This window comes from Streptomyces sp. NPDC048258 (assembly GCF_043201995.1).
Lineage (GTDB): Bacteria > Actinomycetota > Actinomycetes > Streptomycetales > Streptomycetaceae > Streptomyces.
Window position 1 is genome coordinate 389,766 of sequence record NZ_JBICZH010000001.1, and the last position, 18,239, is coordinate 408,004.

Annotated in this window: 15 protein-coding genes, 2 tRNA genes and 1 pseudogene; 16 read left to right on the forward strand and 2 right to left on the reverse strand. The window is 71.9% G+C overall.

Annotation, left to right across the window (positions count from 1 at the left end; all coding sequences use genetic code 11):
- Positions 1–11 precede the first annotated feature (11 nt).
- The 14 genes and pseudogenes from ACGFYQ_RS01850 (at position 12) to ACGFYQ_RS01915 (ending at position 14,205) form a co-directional block, all read left to right on the forward strand.
- A complete protein-coding gene (locus ACGFYQ_RS01850) occupies positions 12–179 on the forward strand; it encodes a hypothetical protein (RefSeq protein WP_393738862.1) in 168 nt (55 codons plus the stop codon).
- Between the two features lie 62 nt (positions 180–241).
- Complete coding sequence (gene nadD / locus ACGFYQ_RS01855; protein WP_355406730.1) at positions 242–859, forward strand: nicotinate-nucleotide adenylyltransferase; 618 nt, start codon at positions 242–244, stop codon at positions 857–859.
- Positions 860–883: 24 nt separating this feature from the next.
- Positions 884–2,575, forward strand: a complete 1,692-nt coding sequence (locus ACGFYQ_RS01860; RefSeq protein WP_393738865.1) for an LCP family protein — start codon at positions 884–886, stop codon at positions 2,573–2,575.
- Between the two features lie 118 nt (positions 2,576–2,693).
- Positions 2,694–3,140, forward strand: coding sequence for a ribosome silencing factor (rsfS, locus tag ACGFYQ_RS01865; protein WP_362396666.1), 447 nt, complete (start codon positions 2,694–2,696; stop codon positions 3,138–3,140).
- Positions 3,137–3,817, forward strand: a complete 681-nt coding sequence (locus tag ACGFYQ_RS01870; RefSeq protein ID WP_393739697.1) for a histidine phosphatase family protein — start codon at positions 3,137–3,139, stop codon at positions 3,815–3,817. Before rsfS ends, ACGFYQ_RS01870 begins: the two co-directional genes overlap by 4 nt.
- 180 nt (positions 3,818–3,997) lie before the next feature.
- Positions 3,998–4,070 (forward strand) — tRNA-Ala (locus ACGFYQ_RS01875).
- Positions 4,071–4,214: 144 nt separating this feature from the next.
- Positions 4,215–4,448 carry a hypothetical protein gene (locus ACGFYQ_RS01880; protein ID WP_008738908.1) on the forward strand — a complete coding sequence of 78 codons (234 nt, stop codon included), beginning with the start codon at positions 4,215–4,217 and terminating at the stop codon, positions 4,446–4,448.
- Positions 4,449–4,579: 131 nt separating this feature from the next.
- A tRNA-Ala gene (locus ACGFYQ_RS01885) sits at positions 4,580–4,652 on the forward strand.
- 290 nt (positions 4,653–4,942) lie between these two features.
- Positions 4,943–7,813, forward strand: coding sequence for a leucine--tRNA ligase (gene leuS / locus ACGFYQ_RS01890; protein ID WP_393738867.1), 2,871 nt, complete (start codon positions 4,943–4,945; stop codon positions 7,811–7,813).
- A 131-nt stretch (positions 7,814–7,944) separates the two neighbouring features.
- Positions 7,945–8,661 (forward strand): hypothetical protein, encoded by a 717-nt coding sequence (locus ACGFYQ_RS01895; RefSeq protein WP_393738869.1) that lies wholly within the window; start codon positions 7,945–7,947, stop codon positions 8,659–8,661.
- A 130-nt stretch (positions 8,662–8,791) separates the two neighbouring features.
- Positions 8,792–9,637 carry a DegV family protein gene (locus ACGFYQ_RS01900; RefSeq protein WP_393738871.1) on the forward strand — a complete coding sequence of 282 codons (846 nt, stop codon included), beginning with the start codon at positions 8,792–8,794 and terminating at the stop codon, positions 9,635–9,637.
- 548 nt (positions 9,638–10,185) lie between these two features.
- A complete protein-coding gene (locus tag ACGFYQ_RS01905) occupies positions 10,186–10,818 on the forward strand; it encodes a helix-hairpin-helix domain-containing protein (RefSeq protein ID WP_393738873.1) in 633 nt (210 codons plus the stop codon).
- A pseudogene (locus tag ACGFYQ_RS01910) lies at positions 10,815–13,187 on the forward strand (ComEC/Rec2 family competence protein); the annotation flags it as partial. The gene ACGFYQ_RS01905 and the pseudogene ACGFYQ_RS01910, both read left to right, overlap by 4 nt.
- Positions 13,188–13,323: 136 nt before the next feature.
- The gene (locus tag ACGFYQ_RS01915; protein ID WP_393738875.1) at positions 13,324–14,205 is read left to right on the forward strand and encodes a YceI family protein; all 882 of its coding nucleotides are present in this window, start codon (positions 13,324–13,326) and stop codon (positions 14,203–14,205) included.
- Positions 14,206–14,258: 53 nt separating this feature from the next.
- Here ACGFYQ_RS01915 and ACGFYQ_RS01920 read toward each other — a convergent pair whose 3' ends face one another.
- The gene (locus ACGFYQ_RS01920) at positions 14,259–14,501 is read right to left on the reverse strand and encodes a hypothetical protein (RefSeq protein ID WP_393738877.1); all 243 of its coding nucleotides are present in this window, start codon (positions 14,499–14,501) and stop codon (positions 14,259–14,261) included.
- A gap of 61 nt (positions 14,502–14,562) precedes the next feature.
- Between ACGFYQ_RS01920 and holA the strand changes: the two genes are divergently transcribed.
- Positions 14,563–15,555, forward strand: coding sequence for a DNA polymerase III subunit delta (holA, locus tag ACGFYQ_RS01925; protein ID WP_393738879.1), 993 nt, complete (start codon positions 14,563–14,565; stop codon positions 15,553–15,555).
- A gap of 256 nt (positions 15,556–15,811) precedes the next feature.
- On the opposite strand, the gene rpsT is transcribed toward holA, so the two are convergent.
- Positions 15,812–16,078, reverse strand: coding sequence for a 30S ribosomal protein S20 (rpsT, locus tag ACGFYQ_RS01930; RefSeq protein WP_030384651.1), 267 nt, complete (start codon positions 16,076–16,078; stop codon positions 15,812–15,814).
- Positions 16,079–16,334: 256 nt separating this feature from the next.
- Between rpsT and lepA the strand changes: the two genes are divergently transcribed.
- On the forward strand, positions 16,335–18,200 hold the full coding sequence (gene lepA / locus ACGFYQ_RS01935) for a translation elongation factor 4 (RefSeq protein ID WP_393738882.1): 1,866 nt from the start codon (positions 16,335–16,337) through the stop codon (positions 18,198–18,200).
- Positions 18,201–18,239: the final 39 nt, after the last annotated feature.

Below are 18,239 nucleotides of genomic sequence, written 5' to 3' on the forward strand. Positions count from 1 at the left end.
GTACCTGCCTGATGAGCCTCTCCTCCACCGCCCACAACCTGGTCGTCCTCGCCTCGGAGGGGGCCGAGCAGCACAGCGGCAACCACGACAGCCTCAACCCCTACCTGACCGGCGGCGGCGCGTTCCTCATCCTGTGCCTGATGCTGTGGGTCACCACGCGCCTGAACCGTGACCGCTAGGCCCGTGATTTAGCACTCTCGCCGAGGCCTCGGAGTCCGCCGGGCCAGTAGGCTCTGCGCTCATGGGAGAGCAGGAGATGCCTACCGGCCCGGTCAAGCGCCGGCTCGGCGTGATGGGCGGCACATTCGATCCGATCCACCACGGACACCTGGTGGCCGCCAGCGAGGTGGCCGCCCTGTTCCACCTCGACGAAGTGGTGTTCGTGCCGACCGGCGAGCCGTGGCAGAAGTCGCAGCGTGCCGTGTCGCCCGCCGAGGACCGCTACCTGATGACGGTCATCGCCACCGCCTCGAACCCGCAGTTCTCGGTGAGCCGCATCGACATCGACCGCGGCGGGCCGACGTACACGATCGACACCCTGCGCGACCTGAAGGCGCTGAACGACGACGCCGACCTGTTCTTCATCACGGGCGCCGACGCGCTCGCCCAGATCCTGACCTGGCGGAACGCCGACGAGCTCTTCTCGCTCGCCCATTTCATCGGGGTCACCCGGCCCGGCCACGTGCTCACCGACGACGGGCTGCCCGAGGGCGGCGTCTCCCTCGTCGAGGTTCCCGCCCTGGCCATCTCGTCCACGGACTGCCGTGCACGGGTCGCCGAGGGGGATCCTGTCTGGTACTTGGTGCCGGACGGCGTCGTGCGCTACATCGACAAGCGTGAGCTGTACCGGGGAGCCTGAGCTTCCGGAGAGAGGGGCCCCGCGGTGAACGACCGACAGGAGCCGTACGACCCGTACGCCACTCACGAGCAGCAGCTCATCGGCTACGACGCGTACGGGCGGCCGGTGTACAGCCAGGCGCCCGCGCAGCCCGCCCAGCCCGCCCCGGAGTACGGGCAGCAGCAGTACGGCTACGACTACCAGGCCCAGGGGTACGGCCGGCAGCAGCCGCAGCAGTACTACGACCAGCCCGCCCAGGACTACGACTACGGGCAGGGGCAGCAGCAGTACTCCCAGCCTCCCGCCGCCCCCGCGGCCCCGGGCTACGGGTACGACACGCAGCAGACCCAGCAGTGGATCCCGCAGCAGGCCGCCCAGGAGCCGGCAGTCGAGCGGCAGCGGACCCCGCAGGTCCCGGAACCGCGACGGCCCGACACGGGCGCCGGCGCCGAGCCCGAGCGCGAGGCGGGTCGGGACTACCGCACCGAGATGTTCGCCTTCATCGACCAGCCGGACGAGGACTCCGAGGACGTCATCGACTGGCTCAAGTTCACCGAGAGCCGGACCGAGCGCCGCGAGGAGGCCCGCCGGCGCGGCCGCAACCGGGTGGTGGCGCTGATCGTCGTCCTCGCCGTGTTCGCCGTCGGCGGCCTCGGCTACCTGTGGTACGCGGGCAAGCTGCCCTTCCTCGACGGTCCCGGTCAGAGCAAGGCCCCCGCGACCGCCGACGCCGGGGCACAGAAGCGCGACATGATCGTCGTCCACGTGCACAACACGAAGAAGGGCGGCACCTCCTCGGCGCTGCTCGTCGACAACGTCACCGCCAAGCAGGGCGCCACCGTCCTGCTGCCCAACACCCTCGGCGTCCCCGGCACCGACGGGACCGCCACCGGCCTCGGCAAAGCGGTCGAGGAAGGCGGCCTCGGCACCCGCGAGGCACTCGACTCGGTGCTCGGCACGCACATCGGCGGCACCTGGCGCCTGGACACGCCCTTCCTGGAGAACCTGGTCGAGCTGGTCGGCGGCATCGAGGTCGACACCGACACCGCCGTCCCGGCCGACGACGCGGCCAAGGCCCCGGCCGTGGGCCAGGGCCAGAAGCAGAGCCTGAGCGGCCCGATGGCCGTCGCCTACGCCACGCACCGCGCCCAGGGCGAACCGGAGGCCAAGCAGCTGGAGCGCATGGGCAAGGTGCTGTACGCGGTGCTGCGCAAGGTCCCGAGCGACCCGAAGGCGGCCGCGCTCACGGTCGAGAGCATGGGCCAGATCCTCGACCCGGCCCTGAACGCGCAGACGCTCGGAGCCCTGCTGTCCCGGCTGGGCGCGCACGCCAAGGTGGGCGCGTACCGCACCGACGTCCTGGCGGTGAAGCCGGACGGCGGCGTGACGGACGATGCCACGAAGAAGGTCGTCAAGGAGGTCCTCGGCGGCTCCGTCACCGCGGGGCAGCCCGGCGCCGCCCCGCGGGTCGGCCTCAAGGACGCCACCGGCGACGAGAAGACGCAGGTCGCGGCCAGGGCGGCGCTGCTCAACGGCGGCTACGACTTCGTGGACGGCGGCAAGGCGGACAAGACCGCGGCCACCTCGCAGATCACGTACCAGGACGACGCCCAGCGGGACCGGGCGATCGAGGTCGCCAAGACGCTGGGTCTGCCCGAGACGGCCGTGAAGAAGGCCGAGAACGCGGTGAACGCGGACGTCGTGGTGCTCCTCGGCAAGGACTACAAGGCGTCCTGAGGCGTCCTGACCCGGCTCCGACCTGTGGCTCCGCCCGCGCGGGACGTTCCGCGCGGGCGGTGTCGGCGGTACATGAGACCCTTGTATGGATCTGCCCGCCAACCCGAAAGCATGGCCAGTGACCGCCACGGACCGCTCCATCGAGCTCATCACCGCCGCCGCCCAGGCCGCGGCCGACCGGCTCGCGCACGACATCATCGCGTACGACGTCAGCGACGTGCTGTCGATCACCGACGCCTTCCTGCTCGCCTCCGCGCCCAACGACCGCCAGGTCAAGTCGATCGTGGACGAGATCGAGGAGCGCCTGCTCAAGGAGCTCGGCGCCAAGCCGGTGCGCCGCGAGGGCGACCGCGACGCCCGCTGGATCCTGCTCGACTACATCGACATCGTCGTCCACGTCCAGCACAGCGAGGAGCGGGTCTTCTACGCGCTGGAGCGCCTGTGGAAGGACTGCCCCGAGATCGAGCTCCCCGAGGACGCCAAGCTCACCATCGGCAAGGCCGAGGAGCACGCCAAGCTGCGTGAGGCGGCCGGCGACGACGAACTGGACGGTGATCTGTTCTGAGCGCGAGCACCTCGGGAACGTCAGGCAACAAGTCCGGCAGCAAGTCCGGCAGGAAGATCGTCCTCTGGCGGCACGGCCAGACCTCGTGGAACCTGGAGCGGCGCTTCCAGGGCTCCACGGACATCGGGCTGACCGAGGCCGGAGTGGCGCAGGCGCGCCGCTCCGCGCGGCTGCTCGCCTCGCTGAGGCCGGACGCCATCGTGGCCTCCGACCTCCAGCGGGCCGCCGCCACGGCCGCGGAGCTGGCCGCCGTCACGGGGCTGCCCGTGGCGCACGACGCGGCGCTGCGCGAGACCTACGCCGGAGAGTGGCAGGGCCTCACGCACGACGAGATCCTCGGGAAGTACGGCGAGCAGTACGCGGCGTGGAAGCGCGGCGAGCCGGTCCGACGGGGCGGCGGTGAGCTGGAGACCGAGGTCGCCGACCGCGCCGCGCCGGTGGTGCTGGAGCACGCCGGCCGGCTGCCGGAGGGCGGCACGCTCGTCGTGGTCAGCCACGGCGGCACCATCCGTACGACCATCGGCCGCCTGCTGGGCCTGGAGTCGTACTACTGGGAGGGCCTGGGCGGGCTCTCCAACTGCTGCTGGTCCGTCCTCGGTGAGGGCGCGCGCGGCTGGCGTCTGATGGAGCACAACGCCGGCACGCTGCCGGAACCGGTGCTCGGCGACGACGACTGAGCGGCTCCTCCGCAGCTCCTCGGCCGGTGCTCGGGCCGGTGCCCAGCCGGTCCTCCGCCACTCCTTCGCCGGTCCCTGCCGGGGCTGCCACCCGGATTTCACTTTCCGGCTGGTCACAGGCTAGAGTTCTTCTTGTTCGCAGCGCGGAACACCGGAGACGGGGGGAGCGCGGCGGAGAGCGGGGCTATAGCTCAGTTGGTAGAGCGCCTGCATGGCATGCAGGAGGTCAGGAGTTCAATTCTCCTTAGCTCCACAATCAGGATCCCGTCCCCAACAGGGGGCGGGATCCTTGTTTTTGCCCCCTTTGCGTTTGCTGACCGGGCCCGCACCGGCATGGCAGAATCGGACGGCCGGAGGGGGGAGACGACGGCCCGATGCGGGAGGGAGTCGCTGACGGATGGGTGCACACCGGCGCCGGTGCGACTGGTGCAACAACGGCACGCCGATCGTGCGGGACATGGACCCGGTCAACCCCGACTACCAGTACTGGTGCGAGGAATGCGCGCGGGCGCTGATCATAAAAGGCGACCCGATCGAGACGTACCGCGAGCTGGAGGGGGAGCCGATCTACGGCCGGCTGCTCGACGAGCACTGCACGCTCAAGCGGTTCTATCAGTTCGCAAGAGCGTGACTAAATAGGTCAAATCGGGCATGGCCTGCGGTCGACGGAAACCGATTTTTGGACCAGGGCCATGACCGTGTAATGTTTGGGACGTCGCCAAGGGGAACCGGAAACGGAAGCCCGGGCGGCAGGCAAGACAAGGGGCTATAGCTCAGTTGGTAGAGCGCCTGCATGGCATGCAGGAGGTCAGGAGTTCAATTCTCCTTAGCTCCACAGTGAAGAAGCGGGCCACCCGGATCGGGTGGCCCGCTTCTCGTTGTGCCCACCCCATCGTTGTGCACACCTCTCGTTGTGCCCACCGGTCGGAACGGCTGAGCGTCGGCAGGGGCCGCTGCGGTACCCTGACGCCATGCGTGCCGTACGCCTTCTGCTTACCGAGCCGCGCTGATCAGTACCGACCCTTCGAGACGGTCGGCCTCGGCGCGGCGTCCCCTCCTGTGCGAGGGGTTTTTTCGTTTGGGCAGGCAGAGACGGCAGAGACGATCGATGGAGCTTCAGAAATCATGAGCGAGACGAACACCCCGGCCCCCGAGGCGGCCGAGGGGCACCGTTACACGGCTGCCATGGCCGCCGACATCGAGGCACGCTGGCAGGACGTATGGGACGCGCAGGGCACGTACGAGGCCCCGAACCCGTCCGGTGACCTGGCCGGGGACCCCGCGGTGGTCGCACGGCCCAAGAAGTTCATCATGGACATGTTCCCGTACCCGTCCGGCGCGGGGCTGCACGTCGGCCACCCGCTCGGGTACATCGCCACCGACGTCTACGCCCGCCACCAGCGGATGACCGGCCACAACGTCCTGCACACCCTGGGCTTCGACGCCTTCGGCCTGCCGGCCGAGCAGTACGCCGTGCAGACCGGCACGCACCCGCGCGTGTCCACCGAGGCGAACATCGAGAACATGAAGGTCCAGCTGCGCCGGCTGGGCCTGGGCCACGACAAGCGCCGGTCCTTCGCGACGATCGACCCGGACTACTACAAGTGGACCCAGTGGATCTTCCTGCAGATCTACAACTCCTGGTACGACGCGGACGCGCGCAAGGCCCGGCCGATCGACGAGCTGGTCGCCGAGTTCGAGGCCGGCACCCGTGAGGTCCCCGGCGGCCGCGCGTGGGCGCAGCTGACCGCGGGCGAGCGGGCCGACGTACTGAACGAGTACCGGCTGGCGTACTCCTCGGACGCGCCCGTCAACTGGTGCCCCGGGCTGGGCACCGTACTGGCCAACGAGGAGGTCACCGCGGACGGCCGGTCCGAGCGCGGCAACTTCCCGGTCTTCAAGGCCAAGCTGAGCCAGTGGAACATGCGCATCACCGCGTACGCGGACCGGCTGCTGGACGACCTGGACGCGCTGGACTGGCCCGAGGCCATCAAGCTGCAGCAGCGGAACTGGATCGGCCGCAGCGAGGGCGCGCGCGTCGACTTCCCGCTGGGCGACCAGGCGATCACCGTCTTCACCACCCGCCCGGACACCCTGTTCGGCGCCACCTACATGGTGCTGGCGCCCGAGCACCCGCTCGTGGACGAGTTCATCCCGGCCGCCTGGCCCGAGGGCACCCACGACGTGTGGACCGGCGGGCACGCCACGCCGCTGGACGCCGTCACCGCCTACCGCAAGCAGGCCGCCTCGAAGTCCGACGTCGAGCGCCAGGCCGAGGCCAAGGACAAGACCGGTGTCTTCACCGGTGAGTACGCGATCAACCCGGTCAGCGGCGCGAAGGTCCCGGTCTTCATCGCCGACTACGTGCTGATGGGCTACGGCACCGGCGCGATCATGGCCGTTCCGGCGCACGACAGCCGCGACTTCGAGTTCGCGCGCGCCTTCGAGCTGCCGATGCGCTGCGTCGTGCAGCCCGGCGACGGGCGGGGCACCGACCCGGCGGAGTGGGACGACGCCTTCGTCTCGTACGACGCCGAGCTGGTCAACTCCACGGGCGAGGGCATCGCGCTGGACGGCCTGGGCGTCGTCGAGGCCAAGGCCGCGATCACCGACTGGCTGGCCGAACGCGGCATCGGCGAGGGCACGGTCAACTTCCGGCTGCGCGACTGGCTGTTCAGCCGTCAGCGCTACTGGGGCGAGCCCTTCCCGATCGTCTACGACGAGGACGGCGTCGCGCACCCGCTGCCCGAGTCGATGCTGCCGCTGGAGCTGCCGGAGGTCGAGGACTACTCGCCGCGCACCTTCGAGCCCGACGACGCGACCTCGAAGCCGGAGACCCCGCTGTCCCGCAAGGCGGACTGGGTCGAGGTCGAACTGGACCTGGGTCGCGGCGAGGGCGTCAAGCGCTACCGGCGCGAGACCAACACCATGCCGAACTGGGCCGGTTCCTGCTGGTACGAGCTGCGCTACCTGGACCCGAACAACTCCGAGGCGCTGGTCGACCCGGCGATCGAGCAGTACTGGATGGGCCCGCGCGAGGGGCAGCCGCACGGCGGCGTCGACCTGTACGTGGGCGGCGCCGAGCACGCGGTGCTGCACCTGCTGTACGCCCGCTTCTGGTCGAAGGTGCTGTTCGACCTGGGACACGTCTCCTCGGTCGAGCCGTTCCACAAGCTGTACAACCAGGGCATGATCCAGGCGTACGTCTACCGTGACGAGCGCGGCTTCCCGGTCTCCGCGACGGAGGTCGAGGAGCGGGACGGCAAGTTCTTCTTCGAGGGCGAGCCGGTCAAGCGCGAGCTGGGCAAGATGGGCAAGTCCCTGAAGAACGCCGTCACGCCCGACGAGATCTGCGAGGAGTACGGCGCGGACACCCTGCGCCTGTACGAGATGGCGATGGGTCCGCTGGACGTCTCGCGCCCGTGGGACACCCGGGCCGTGGTCGGCCAGTACCGGCTGCTGCAGCGCCTGTGGCGCAACATCGTGGACGAGGAGACCGGCCGGGTCACCGTGGTGGACGGGGAGCCGGGCGAGGACACGCTGCGCGCCCTGCACAAGGCCATCGACGGGGCCGGTTCGGACATGGCGGGGCTGCGTTTCAACACGGCCATCGCGAAGATCACCGAGCTGAACAACGCCCTGACGAAGGCCGGCCGGCCGCTGGAGCGCCCGGTCGCCGAGGCGCTGGTACGGCTGGTCGCCCCGCTGGCCCCGCACATCGCGGAGGAGCTGTGGAACCGTCTGGGCCACAGCGACTCGGTGGTCCACCAGGACTTCCCGGTCGCGGACCCGGCGTACGTCGTGGACGAGAGCGTGACGTGCGTTGTGCAGGTCAAGGGCAAGGTCAAGGCGCGTCTGGAGGTGCCGCCGACGATCTCGGACGCGGAGCTGGAGCAGCTGGCCGTCACCGATGAGGGTGTCGTCGCGGCGCTGGGCGGTGCGGAGATCCGCAAGGTGATCGTGCGCGCGCCGAAGCTGGTGAACATCGTCATCTGACGTCACCCGCTCCCCATGGGGGACATCCCGTACGGGCAGGTTGGGGGTTCGATTGGAACCCTCAACCTGCCTGTGGCGTTTACGGTGGAGGGGACGGACAAGAGCTGCGGGGACTTGGGGAAGGGACACTCATGGAGGCCGCGTTGATCATCTTCGCGCTGATGGTGCTTTTCGCCTTCCTGGGGCTGGGCTTGTACGCGACCGTCAAGGTGGTGGGAGCAGCCAAGCGCGGCGTGGACCGTACGATCACACAGGCCCGCCGGACGGTGGAGGACACCACGCTGCGGGCCAAGAGCCTGGGCCAGGTGGGGGTCGCGGGGGCGCTGGCGCAGCTGCGGCTGGACCTGCGGACGTCGATGCGGGCGACGCAGCAGGCGCTGTCCGACGGAGTCCGGACGGATGCCTCGCTGAAGGAGTCCATCGGGCTGTTCCAGCGGCTGAGCGAGCACGGGCAGGAGCTGGACGCCGAGCTGAAGCGGCTGGAGCAGGAGCCGGACCGGCGGCGGATCGCCGAGAGCCTGCCCGACCTGCGCGAGCGCACCGCCAAGATCACGAAGGCGGCGGACTCGCTGCGGTGGGCCGCGCGGGACCGTGCCCACCGGTTCGCGGCCGACGACCTGTCCACGCTGTCGGCGCAGATCGAGAACGAGTCCGTGGCGCTGCGGGACTGGTCGCGGGAGTCGGTGGACGACCTGACGGCGGCGGCCGCGGCATGGGACGCTGCGCAGGCGCAGGCGCCGCATGGTCAGGGGCCGGGGTCGGGGCCGGGGCCGGCGGCTCTGAACCAGGCCGCTCCGGCGCCCCAGTACCCCTGGCAGAAGGCGCGCCGGCCGGAGAGCACCACCTGATCCGGGGCGTGCGGGGCCCGGTGCCGTGACCGGGGTGCCGTATGCTCCGCCCGCTGCCCGGACACGGTCAGCGGCCCCGCCGAGGGGCCCAGGCTGCCGTCCCACCCCCACTGGCGGTAACCTCCGGCTCATGTCCCGCCATGTCGCCATCGTCACCGATTCCACGGCCTACCTGCCCCAACCGGCCATGGCGCGGCACGGAATCACCTCCGTACCGCTCACCGTGGTACTCGGCGGCGAAGCACTGGAGGAGGGCACCGAGATCTCGGCGCGCAGCCTTGCGCTGGCCCTGCAGAAGCGCCGCTCGGTCACCACCTCGCGCCCCAGCCCGGAGGAGTTCGTACGGGCCTATCAGGCGGCCGCGGACGCCGGCGCGAGCGGCATCGTCAGCCTGCACCTGTCCGCCGAGTTCTCGGGTACCTACGACGCCGCCGTGGTGGCCGCGAGGACCGCGCCCGTGCCCGTGCGGGTCGTGGACACCGGCATGGTCGCGATGGCCCTCGGCTTCTGTGCGCTGGCCGCCGCCGAGGTGGCGGAGGCGGGCGGTTCCGTCGACGATTCCGTGGCCGCCGCCGAGAAGCGCGCGGCGAACATGTCCGCGTACTTCTACGTCGACACCCTCGACTACCTGCGCCGCGGCGGCCGGATCGGAGCCGCCCAGGCCCTCCTCGGCTCCGCCCTCGCGGTGAAGCCGCTGCTGACCCTGGACGGCGGGCGGATCGAGATGCTGGAGAAGGTGCGTACGGCCTCCAAGGCCATCGCCCGGCTGGAGGAGCTGGCCGTCGAGCGCGCCGGATCGGGCAGCGTCGACGTCGCGGTGCACCACCTGGCGGCCCCGGAGCGGGCCGAGAAGCTCGCCCAGCGGCTGCGGGAACGCATCCCGGGCCTGGTCGAGCTGCATGTCAGCGAGGTGGGCGCGGTGATCGGCGCGCACACCGGGCCGGGGCTGCTGGCGGCGGTCGTCTCGCCGCGCTGATCACCGGAACGAGTGGCCCGGATATCCACAACGGGGCCGCTGTCCACCGGAATTGAACCCTCCGAACGGGCTTCGGGATCCGCCCCTACGGTCGTGGCATGACTCTTCGAGCACGTACGTCGCATCCGTCCTCCCGGCCGTCGGGCGCCACCAGCGGCCCGGGCCGGTCCCGTTTCTCCGACAGCCGTCTGCGGCACCGGCGCGGCCATGGTGCCCGCCGTGGCCACCGGGCTCCGCACGCGGAGCCGGATGCCGTGCGGCGGCGGGCCGAAGCCCTGCTGGGCGGCAGCAGTCCGCCGCCGGCTTCGCCATCGCCACCGCTATCGCCACCGCAGGCGGCCTTGGCGCCGCCGGGGGTTTCGCCATCGCCATCGCCATCGCCACTGGCTTTACAGTCGCCGTCGCCGTCGCCGTCGCCGTCGCCGTCGCCGTCGCCGTCGCGGTCGCCGTCGCCGTCGGCGGCGGCTGAGGTGGATCCCGGGGCGCCGTCCGGGGCCCCGCCTGAGGAGGCTGCCGGGCTGGCTCCCGGTCTGGCGCGGAGGCTGGCCGTGCGGGAGCGGCTGCCGGTGTGGTTCCAGGCCCGCTGCGGGGTGGAGCCGCGCACGGTGGCCGCCGTCGGGATGGTGCTGGTCGTCGCGGTCGGCTTCGCCGGGCAGCAGTACTGGTCGGCCCGGCCGCGGGCGGTGACCGCTCCCGCCGTGGTCTCCCCGGGGGCGGTACCGGCCGCGGCCGCGGCACCGGGCCCGACAGCGGGCTCCGGTGGCGGCGCCGCGCGGATCGTCGTCGACATCGGCGGCAAGGTGCGGGACCCGGGCGTGCGGCGGCTGCCCGCCGGTTCGCGGGTCGAGGACGCGCTGGCCGCGGCCGGGGGAGTGCGGCCCGGTACGGACACCACGGGACTCAACCGGGCCCGGGTGCTGGTGGACGGCGAGCAGGTCCTGGTGGGCGCCCCGGCGCAGCCTCCGCCGGTCGGGGGCGGGCCCGGCCAGGGCCCGCTCAGCCTCGGCTCGGCCACCGTCGAGCAGTTGGACGGCCTGCCGGGGGTCGGGCCGGTGCTGGCGCAGCACATCGTGGACTTCCGCACCGCCAGAGGCGGCTTCCGTTCCGTGGAGGATCTCCGGCAGGTCAACGGCATCGGCGAACGGCGCTTCGCCGACCTGCGCGCGCTGGTGCGGCCGTGAACCGCCCCGACGCCCCGGGAGCGGCGGACCTGCGGCTGGTGGCGCCCGCCCTGGCCGCCTGGGCGGCGGCCGCCCTCGCGCTGGACGCGCCCGCCCGACCCACCGCCTCCGGGGTGGCCGTGGGAGTGGCCGCGGCGGGGCTGTTGATACTGGCCGGGTGCCGGCGTCCCGGGCGGCTGTGGGGGGCCGCTCCGGCGTTGGCGGCGGCCCTGCTGTGCGCCTGTGCCGGAGCCGGGGTGGCGGGGCTCCAGCGGGCCGAGGCGCGGGCCGGGCCGGTGGCGGATCTGGCCCGGGACCATGCCCGCGTCCTCGCGGAGATCACCGTCGGCTCCGATCCACGGGTCGCCCGGAGCGGGAGCGGACCGCCGGTGGTGGTGCTGGACGCGCTGGTGACCGGGGTGACGGGGCCGGACGGGGCGCGGACCCGGGTCGAGACCCCGGTGCGGGTGCTGGCCGGGCATCCGGACTGGGCCCGGCTGCAGCCTTCCACCCGGGTGTCGGTGGTCGCCCGGCTGGCCCCGGCGCGCGGCGGGGAGCGGGCCGTGGCGCTGCTGCGGCCCGCCGGTGACACCCCGCCCGGGGTGACCGGCGGCCCGGACACCGCACAGCGGCTCGCCGGGCGGCTGCGGGCCGGGCTGCGCGAGGCCACCGAGGGGCTCGCGCCGGATGCCAGGGCCCTGCTGCCCGGGCTGGTCGTCGGAGACACGTCCCGGGTGCCCTCCGATCTGCAGGAGGCGTTCCGGGCCACCGACCTGCTGCACCTGCTGGCCGTGTCCGGGTCCAACCTGACCGTGGTGCTGTTCCTGCTCATCGGGCCCCCGGCCCGCGCGCAGCAGGCCGAGCGGCGCGGGCTGGCGCCTCGGCTCGGGCTCTCCCTCCGGACGACCGCCCTGTGCGGCGCGGCCCTGACGCTGGCGTTCGTGGTGGTGTGCCGGCCGGAGCCGAGCGTGCTGCGGGCCGCCGCCTGCGGGTCGGTGACCCTGCTGGCCATCGCCACCGGGCGTCGCAGATCCCTGATCCCGGCCCTGGGCGCCGCCGTGCTGCTGCTCGTCCTCTACGACCCGTGGCTGGCCCGCAGTTACGGCTTCCTGCTCTCCGTCCTGGCCACGGGCGCCCTGCTCACGCTCGCGCCCCGGTGGAGCGATGCCCTGACCCGGCGCGGGATGCGGCCCCGGCTCGCCGAGGCGCTGGGGGCCGCCGCGGCCGCCCAGGCGGTGTGCGCGCCCGTGGTCGCCGTGCTCGCCGCCCGGGTCAGCCTGGTCGCGGTGCCGTGCAACCTGTTGGCCGAGCTGGCGGCCGGACCGGCGACGGTGCTCGGCTTCGCGGCTCTCGCGGTGGCCCCGCTGTGGATGTCCGCCGCGAAGGTGCTCGCCTGGTGCGCGGGGGTGCCCGCCGGGTGGATCGCCGTCGTGGCCCGGGCCGGGGCGCGGCTGCCGGGAGCGGAGCTGGCCTGGCCGGGCGGGCTCGCCGGAGGGCTGCTGCTGGCCGCCGCCACCCTGGCCGTCATAGGCCTCGGCGCCCGGTTCGGCCGGCGGCGCGGGGTCTGCTCCGCCCTGGCGGTGCTGCTGATCCTGGCCGTACTGCGGCCGCCGCAGCTCACCCGTACCCTCACCGGCTGGCCGCCGCCCGACTGGAGCTACGTGCAGTGCGCCGTGGGCCAGGGGGACGCCGCGGTGCTCGCCGTCGGGCCGGGCGAGGCCGTGGTCGTGGATGCCGGACCGGAGCCCGGCCCGGTGGACGCCTGTCTGCGTTCCCTGGGCGTGACCAGGGTGCCGATGCTCCTGCTGACGCACTTTCACTCCGACCACGTGGCGGGCCTGTCCGGGGTGCTGCGGGGCCGGTCGGTGGGTGTGATTCAGACCACCGCGCTGGAAGAGCCGCCGGGGCAGGCGCGGTTCGTCCACCGGACCGCGGCGGGCGCCGGCGTACCCGTCGTACGGGCGGTGGCGGGGGAGCGGCGGCGGGCCGGACCCCTGGAGTGGCAGGTGCTCTGGCCGCCGGCGGCCGGGGCGCCGCCCGAGGGGCCCAACGACGCGAGCGTCGCCCTGCTGGTGCGCGGTGCGGGGCTGACCCTGCTGCTGCTCGGCGATCTCGAACCGGCCGCGCAGCAGGCCCTCTTGAGGGACCATCCGGAACTGGGCCCGGTGGACGTGCTCAAGGTCGCGCACCACGGCTCGGCGCACCAGGATCCCGTGCTGTACGCCCGGGTCCGGCCCCGGCTCGCCCTCGTCCCGGTCGGCGCGGGCAACCGCTACGGGCACCCCGCACCCGGTACGCTCGCCCGGCTGCGGGCGATGGGGGCGACCGTGCTGCGCACCGACACCGACGGCTCGATCGCCGTCTCCGGCAGCGGCTCGCGGATGCGCGCGTTTCCGGCCGGCCGGGGGCGCAGACGACACGCCCATACCGGGCGCGGTCATTCTGTTTGCCCACAACCCGACAGCATGATCGAATGCGTCTTCGCCAGAGCGGTCCAAATCCACACAGCACGGGGGTGCATCAGCCATGTTCGGTCGCCGACGGGGGATGGAGACGGCCGGAAGTTCCAGTCCGCATACATCCGCGACACTGACGCTGCCGCCGACGGCACGTCTGCTCAGCTGCCGGGTCCTCGACACGGTCCACCAGCCGATCCGGCAGGCCGCGTTCGAGGTGACCGACCCGATCGGCCGACGGATCGTCAGCGGCGAGACCGACCCGTACGGCGGGTTCACGGCGGCCGTACCGGAGGGCGAGTACCGGCTCTCCGTCACCGCCGAGGGGTACGCGCCGTTCCACGGGGCGACGCTCGTGGGGGACCCGGCACAGCCCGGTACCGGGGAGATCGTCCTCGACGCGGTGGAGCCTCCGCTGCTGCCGCAGCCCGGCCACTGGGAGCTCGACCCGACCCACTCGTCCATCGCCTTCACGGCCCGGCACATCGGCTTCGCCCGGATCGGCGGCCGGTTCAACACGTTCGCCGGCGCGGTCCGGATAGCCGAGCGCATGGAGGACTCCTCCATGCACGTGATCATCGACGCGGCGAGCATCGACACCGGGGTGCGGATGCGCGACGACCACCTGAGGTCCGGCGACTTCCTGGACGCGGTCCGCCACCCGACGGTGGAGTTCTACAGCGAACGGTTCATCCACCGCAGCGGCAGCCGCTGGGCCGTCGCCGGTGCCCTCACCCTCCACGGGGTGAGCCGCTCCGTCACCCTGGACACCCAGTACCTGGGCCTGGGTACGGGCCTGGAGGGCGAGCCGCGGGCCGCCTGCCGGGCCACGGCCGAACTGCACCGCGAGGACTTCACCCTGAACTGGCAGTCGATGCTGGCGCACGGGATCGCGGCGATCGGATCGAGCGTGGAAGTGGCCCTGGACGTGCAGATCGTCCACAAGGCCTGAGCCCTCAGGAGTCCCTCAGGAGTCCCTCAGGAGTCCCTCTGGTCCCTCAGGTACTAGGGGGCTTCCAGCCAGCCCTCGTACTCGGCGGCGAGGGCGTCCAGCGAGGTGGAGTCGAGCCGTTCGCGCGGGTCCTCGACGACCACCAGCCACTGGGCGTCCTCGGCGTCGTCCTCACCGGCCAGGGCGTCTCGGACCAACTGCGGTTCCTCGGGGAGGCCGAAGCGGTCGACGGCTTCCTGTGCCACCTCCTCGGCGGCGTCGCGGTCGGGCAGGACGAGTACATGTCGCACGTTCACGCGACCATTCTCGGGCACGCGGCGAGGAGGGCTGTCGGTGCGGCGTGGGATGCTGGAGCCGATGGCCACCAGGAAGAACTCCACCGACGATCCGCTCGCCCCGCTCACCCTCGCGGTGGGGCAGGAGGACCTGCTGCTCGACCGTGCCGTACGGGAGGTGGTGGCGGCCGCCCGCGCCGCCGACGCCGACACGGACGTCCGCGACCTCGCCTCCGAGCAGCTCCAGCCCGGCACGCTGGCCGAGTTGACGAGCCCCTCGCTCTTCTCCGAGCGCAAGGTCCTGGTCGTGCGGGGCGCCCAGGACCTGTCCGCGGACTCGGTCAAGGAGGTGAAGGCGTACCTCGACGCGCCCTACGAGGAGATCATCCTCGTCCTCCTCCACGCGGGCGGGGCCAAGGGCAAGGGCCTGCTGGACGCGGCGCGCAAGGCGGGTGCGCGGGAGATCGCCTGCCCGAAGATGACGAAGGCGGCGGACCGGCTCTCGTTCGTCCGCGGAGAGTTCCGCACGCTGGGCCGCTCCGCGACCCCGGAGGCGTGCCAGACCCTGGTCGACGCGATCGGCAGCGACCTGCGGGAGCTGGCCAGCGCGGCGGCGCAGCTGTGCGCGGACGTCGAGGGAACCATCGACGAGGCCGTGGTCGGCCGCTACTACACGGGCCGCGCCGAGGCCTCCAGCTTCACGGTCGCCGACCGGGCGGTCGAGGGGCGGGCGGCGGAGGCCCTCGAAGCCCTGCGGTGGTCCCTGTCCACGGGGGTGGCGCCGGTCCTGATCACCAGCGCCCTGGCCCAGGCCGTGCGCGCGATCGGCAAGCTGGCCTCCGCCCCGCGCGGAGCCCGCCCGGGCGACCTCGCCCGGGACCTGGGGATGCCGCCCTGGAAGATCGACCGGGTCCGCCAGCAGATGCGCGGCTGGTCGGCGGACGGAGTCGCGGACGCCCTGCGCGCCGTGGCCGCCGCCGACGCGGGGGTCAAGGGCGGCGGCGACGACCCCGAGTACGCCCTGGAGAAGGCGGTCGTCGCGGTGGCCCGCGCGGCCCGCCCCCAGCGCCGCTAGCGCTGTGGCCGGACAGGTTGCCGGGCGTCGCGACCCGGTGAACCGTGCCGGTCACAGCGCCAGACCCTGCCCGGACCCGTCCGGGCAACACGAAGGCCCCGGCCGTCACCCTGGGGAAGGGTGGTGGGCCGGGGCCTTCGGTCACTGCTTTTGTTGCGCCGCACCCGCGTGGCGAACGCTTCGTGTGCGGCGCGGGGTGCCGGTCAGGAGCGGGAGAGAGGGCCCGCTGGGTCCGTTCCGGCGATCACATCAGAGCTCAGCCCTGCAGGGAGGCAACCTTGGTGGCCAGCGCCGACTTCTTGTTGGCGGCGGCGTTCTTGTGGATGACACCCTTCGAGACAGCCTTGTCGAGCGCACGCGCGGCGGCGCGAGAAGCCACGGTGGCCTTCTCGACGTCACCGGCGACGACGGCCTCGCGGGCCTTGCGGATCGCGGTCTTGAGCGAAGACTTGACGGCCTTGTTGCGCAGGCGCGCCTTCTCGTTCGTCTTGTTCCGCTTGATCTGGGACTTGATGTTCGCCACGAAAGAGCCTTTTCAGGTTCAGAGATTTGATCTTCGGATTGTGCCTCGACAGCTGAGAGGGCATACGAGACACAGCTGCCCAGGCTACCAGGCACGCTCCGGGCGGCCCAAACCGAGCGCACTGCCCCGTCCATGGGACCATGGGAGTCTGCGTATAGATCCGACATCGCGCCGCCGAGAGCGACGGGAGCCGGACTTTCGCTCCGACCGACGCTCCGCAAACGCTTCCGACTGCGACCGAGAATCAGGACACTGCGTGCCCGCGATCCCCAGCCACGTGCCCGAGCCGAGCCGTACCGACCCGGCGCTGATCCGCAACTTCTGCATCATCGCGCACATCGACCACGGCAAGTCGACCCTTGCCGACCGGATGCTCCAGCTCACCGGTGTGGTCGACCAGCGGCAGATGCGCGCCCAGTACCTCGACCGCATGGACATCGAGCGTGAGCGCGGCATCACGATCAAGTCCCAGGCGGTCCGGCTGCCCTGGGCGCCCACCACCGGCGAGGGCCAGGGCAGCACCCACATCCTCAACATGATCGACACCCCCGGGCACGTCGACTTCACCTACGAGGTCTCCCGCTCCCTCGCCGCGTGCGAGGGCACGGTCCTCCTGGTGGACGCCGCGCAGGGCATCGAGGCGCAGACCCTCGCCAACCTGTACCTGGCGATGGAGAAGGACCTCGCGATCGTCCCGGTCCTGAACAAGATCGACCTGCCGGCCGCCCAGCCGGAGAAGTTCGCCGAGGAGCTCGCGAACCTGGTCGGCTGCCAGCCCGAGGACGTGCTGCGCGTCTCGGCGAAGACCGGTCTCGGTGTGGACGCGCTGCTCGACAAGATCGTCGCCACGGTCCCGGCCCCGGTCGGCCCCAAGGACGCCCCGGCCCGCGCGATGATCTTCGACTCGGTCTACGACTCGTACCGCGGCGTCGTGACGTACGTGCGTGTGGTCGACGGACAGCTGAACAAGCGCGAGCGCATCCGGATGATGTCCACCGGCGCCACCCACGAGCTGCTGGAGATCGGTGTCTCCTCCCCGGAGATGACCCCGGCCGACGGCATCGGCGTCGGCGAGGTGGGCTACATCATCACCGGCGTGAAGGACGTCCGTCAGTCCAAGGTCGGTGACACCATCACCAGCCTGCACAACGGCGCGACCGAGGCCCTCGGCGGCTACAAGGACCCGAAGCCGATGGTCTTCTCGGGCCTGTACCCGCTCGACGGCTCGGACTACCCGGACCTGCGCGAGGCCCTGGACAAGCTGCAGCTCAACGACGCCGCGCTCGTCTACGAGCCGGAGACCTCGGCGGCGCTCGGCTTCGGCTTCCGCGTCGGCTTCCTCGGCCTGCTCCACCTGGACGTGGTCCGCGAGCGCCTGGAGCGAGAGTTCGGCCTCGACCTCATCGCCACCGCGCCCAACGTGGTCTACCGGGTGGTCATGGAGGACGGCAAGGAAGTCACCGTCACCAACCCGAGCGAGTTCCCCGAGGGCAAGATCTCGGACGTGTTCGAGCCGGTCGTACGGGCCACCGTGCTCGCGCCCACCGAGTTCATCGGCGCGATCATGGAGCTCTGCCAGCAGCGCCGCGGCACCCTCCTCGGCATGGACTACCTCTCCGAGGACCGGGTCGAGATCCGCTACACCCTCCCCCTCGCGGAGATCGTCTTCGACTTCTTCGACCAGCTGAAGTCCAAGACGCGCGGCTACGCCTCCCTCGACTACGAGCCCACCGGCGAGCAGTCCTCCAGCCTGGTCAAGGTCGACATCCTGCTGCACGGCGACAAGGTCGACGCCTTCTCCGCCGTCACGCACAAGGACGCCGCCTACGCCTACGGCGTGCGCCTGGTCGCCAAGCTGCGCGAGCTCATCCCGCGGCAGGCCTTCGAGGTGCCGATCCAGGCCGCGATCGGCTCCCGCGTCATCGCCCGCGAGACCATTCGAGCCATCCGCAAGGACGTCCTCGCCAAGTGCTACGGCGGTGACATCTCCCGTAAGCGGAAGCTGCTGGAGAAGCAGAAGGAAGGCAAGAAGCGGATGAAGATGGTCGGCTCCGTGGAGGTCCCCCAGGAGGCCTTCATCGCGGTGCTGTCCAGCGACGAGTCCGGCGGCAAGAAGAAGTAGCCCGGCACCGGGCGTTGCGTACGAAACAGGCCCCCGCGC

What these genes read in the sequence shown, in the direction of transcription:
- ACGFYQ_RS01850 (WP_393738862.1), top strand. Translation starts at nt 12, where the DNA reads ATGAGCCTCTCCTCCACCGCCCACAACCTGGTCGTCCTCGCCTCGGAG.
- nadD (WP_355406730.1), top strand. Translation starts at nt 242, where the DNA reads ATGGGAGAGCAGGAGATGCCTACCGGCCCGGTCAAGCGCCGGCTCGGC.
- ACGFYQ_RS01880 (WP_008738908.1), top strand. Translation starts at nt 4,215, where the DNA reads ATGGGTGCACACCGGCGCCGGTGCGACTGGTGCAACAACGGCACGCCG.
- leuS (WP_393738867.1), top strand. Translation starts at nt 4,943, where the DNA reads ATGAGCGAGACGAACACCCCGGCCCCCGAGGCGGCCGAGGGGCACCGT.
- ACGFYQ_RS01895 (WP_393738869.1), top strand. Translation starts at nt 7,945, where the DNA reads ATGGAGGCCGCGTTGATCATCTTCGCGCTGATGGTGCTTTTCGCCTTC.
- ACGFYQ_RS01900 (WP_393738871.1), top strand. Translation starts at nt 8,792, where the DNA reads ATGTCCCGCCATGTCGCCATCGTCACCGATTCCACGGCCTACCTGCCC.
- ACGFYQ_RS01915 (WP_393738875.1), top strand. Translation starts at nt 13,324, where the DNA reads ATGTTCGGTCGCCGACGGGGGATGGAGACGGCCGGAAGTTCCAGTCCG.
- holA (WP_393738879.1), top strand. Translation starts at nt 14,563, where the DNA reads ATGGCCACCAGGAAGAACTCCACCGACGATCCGCTCGCCCCGCTCACC.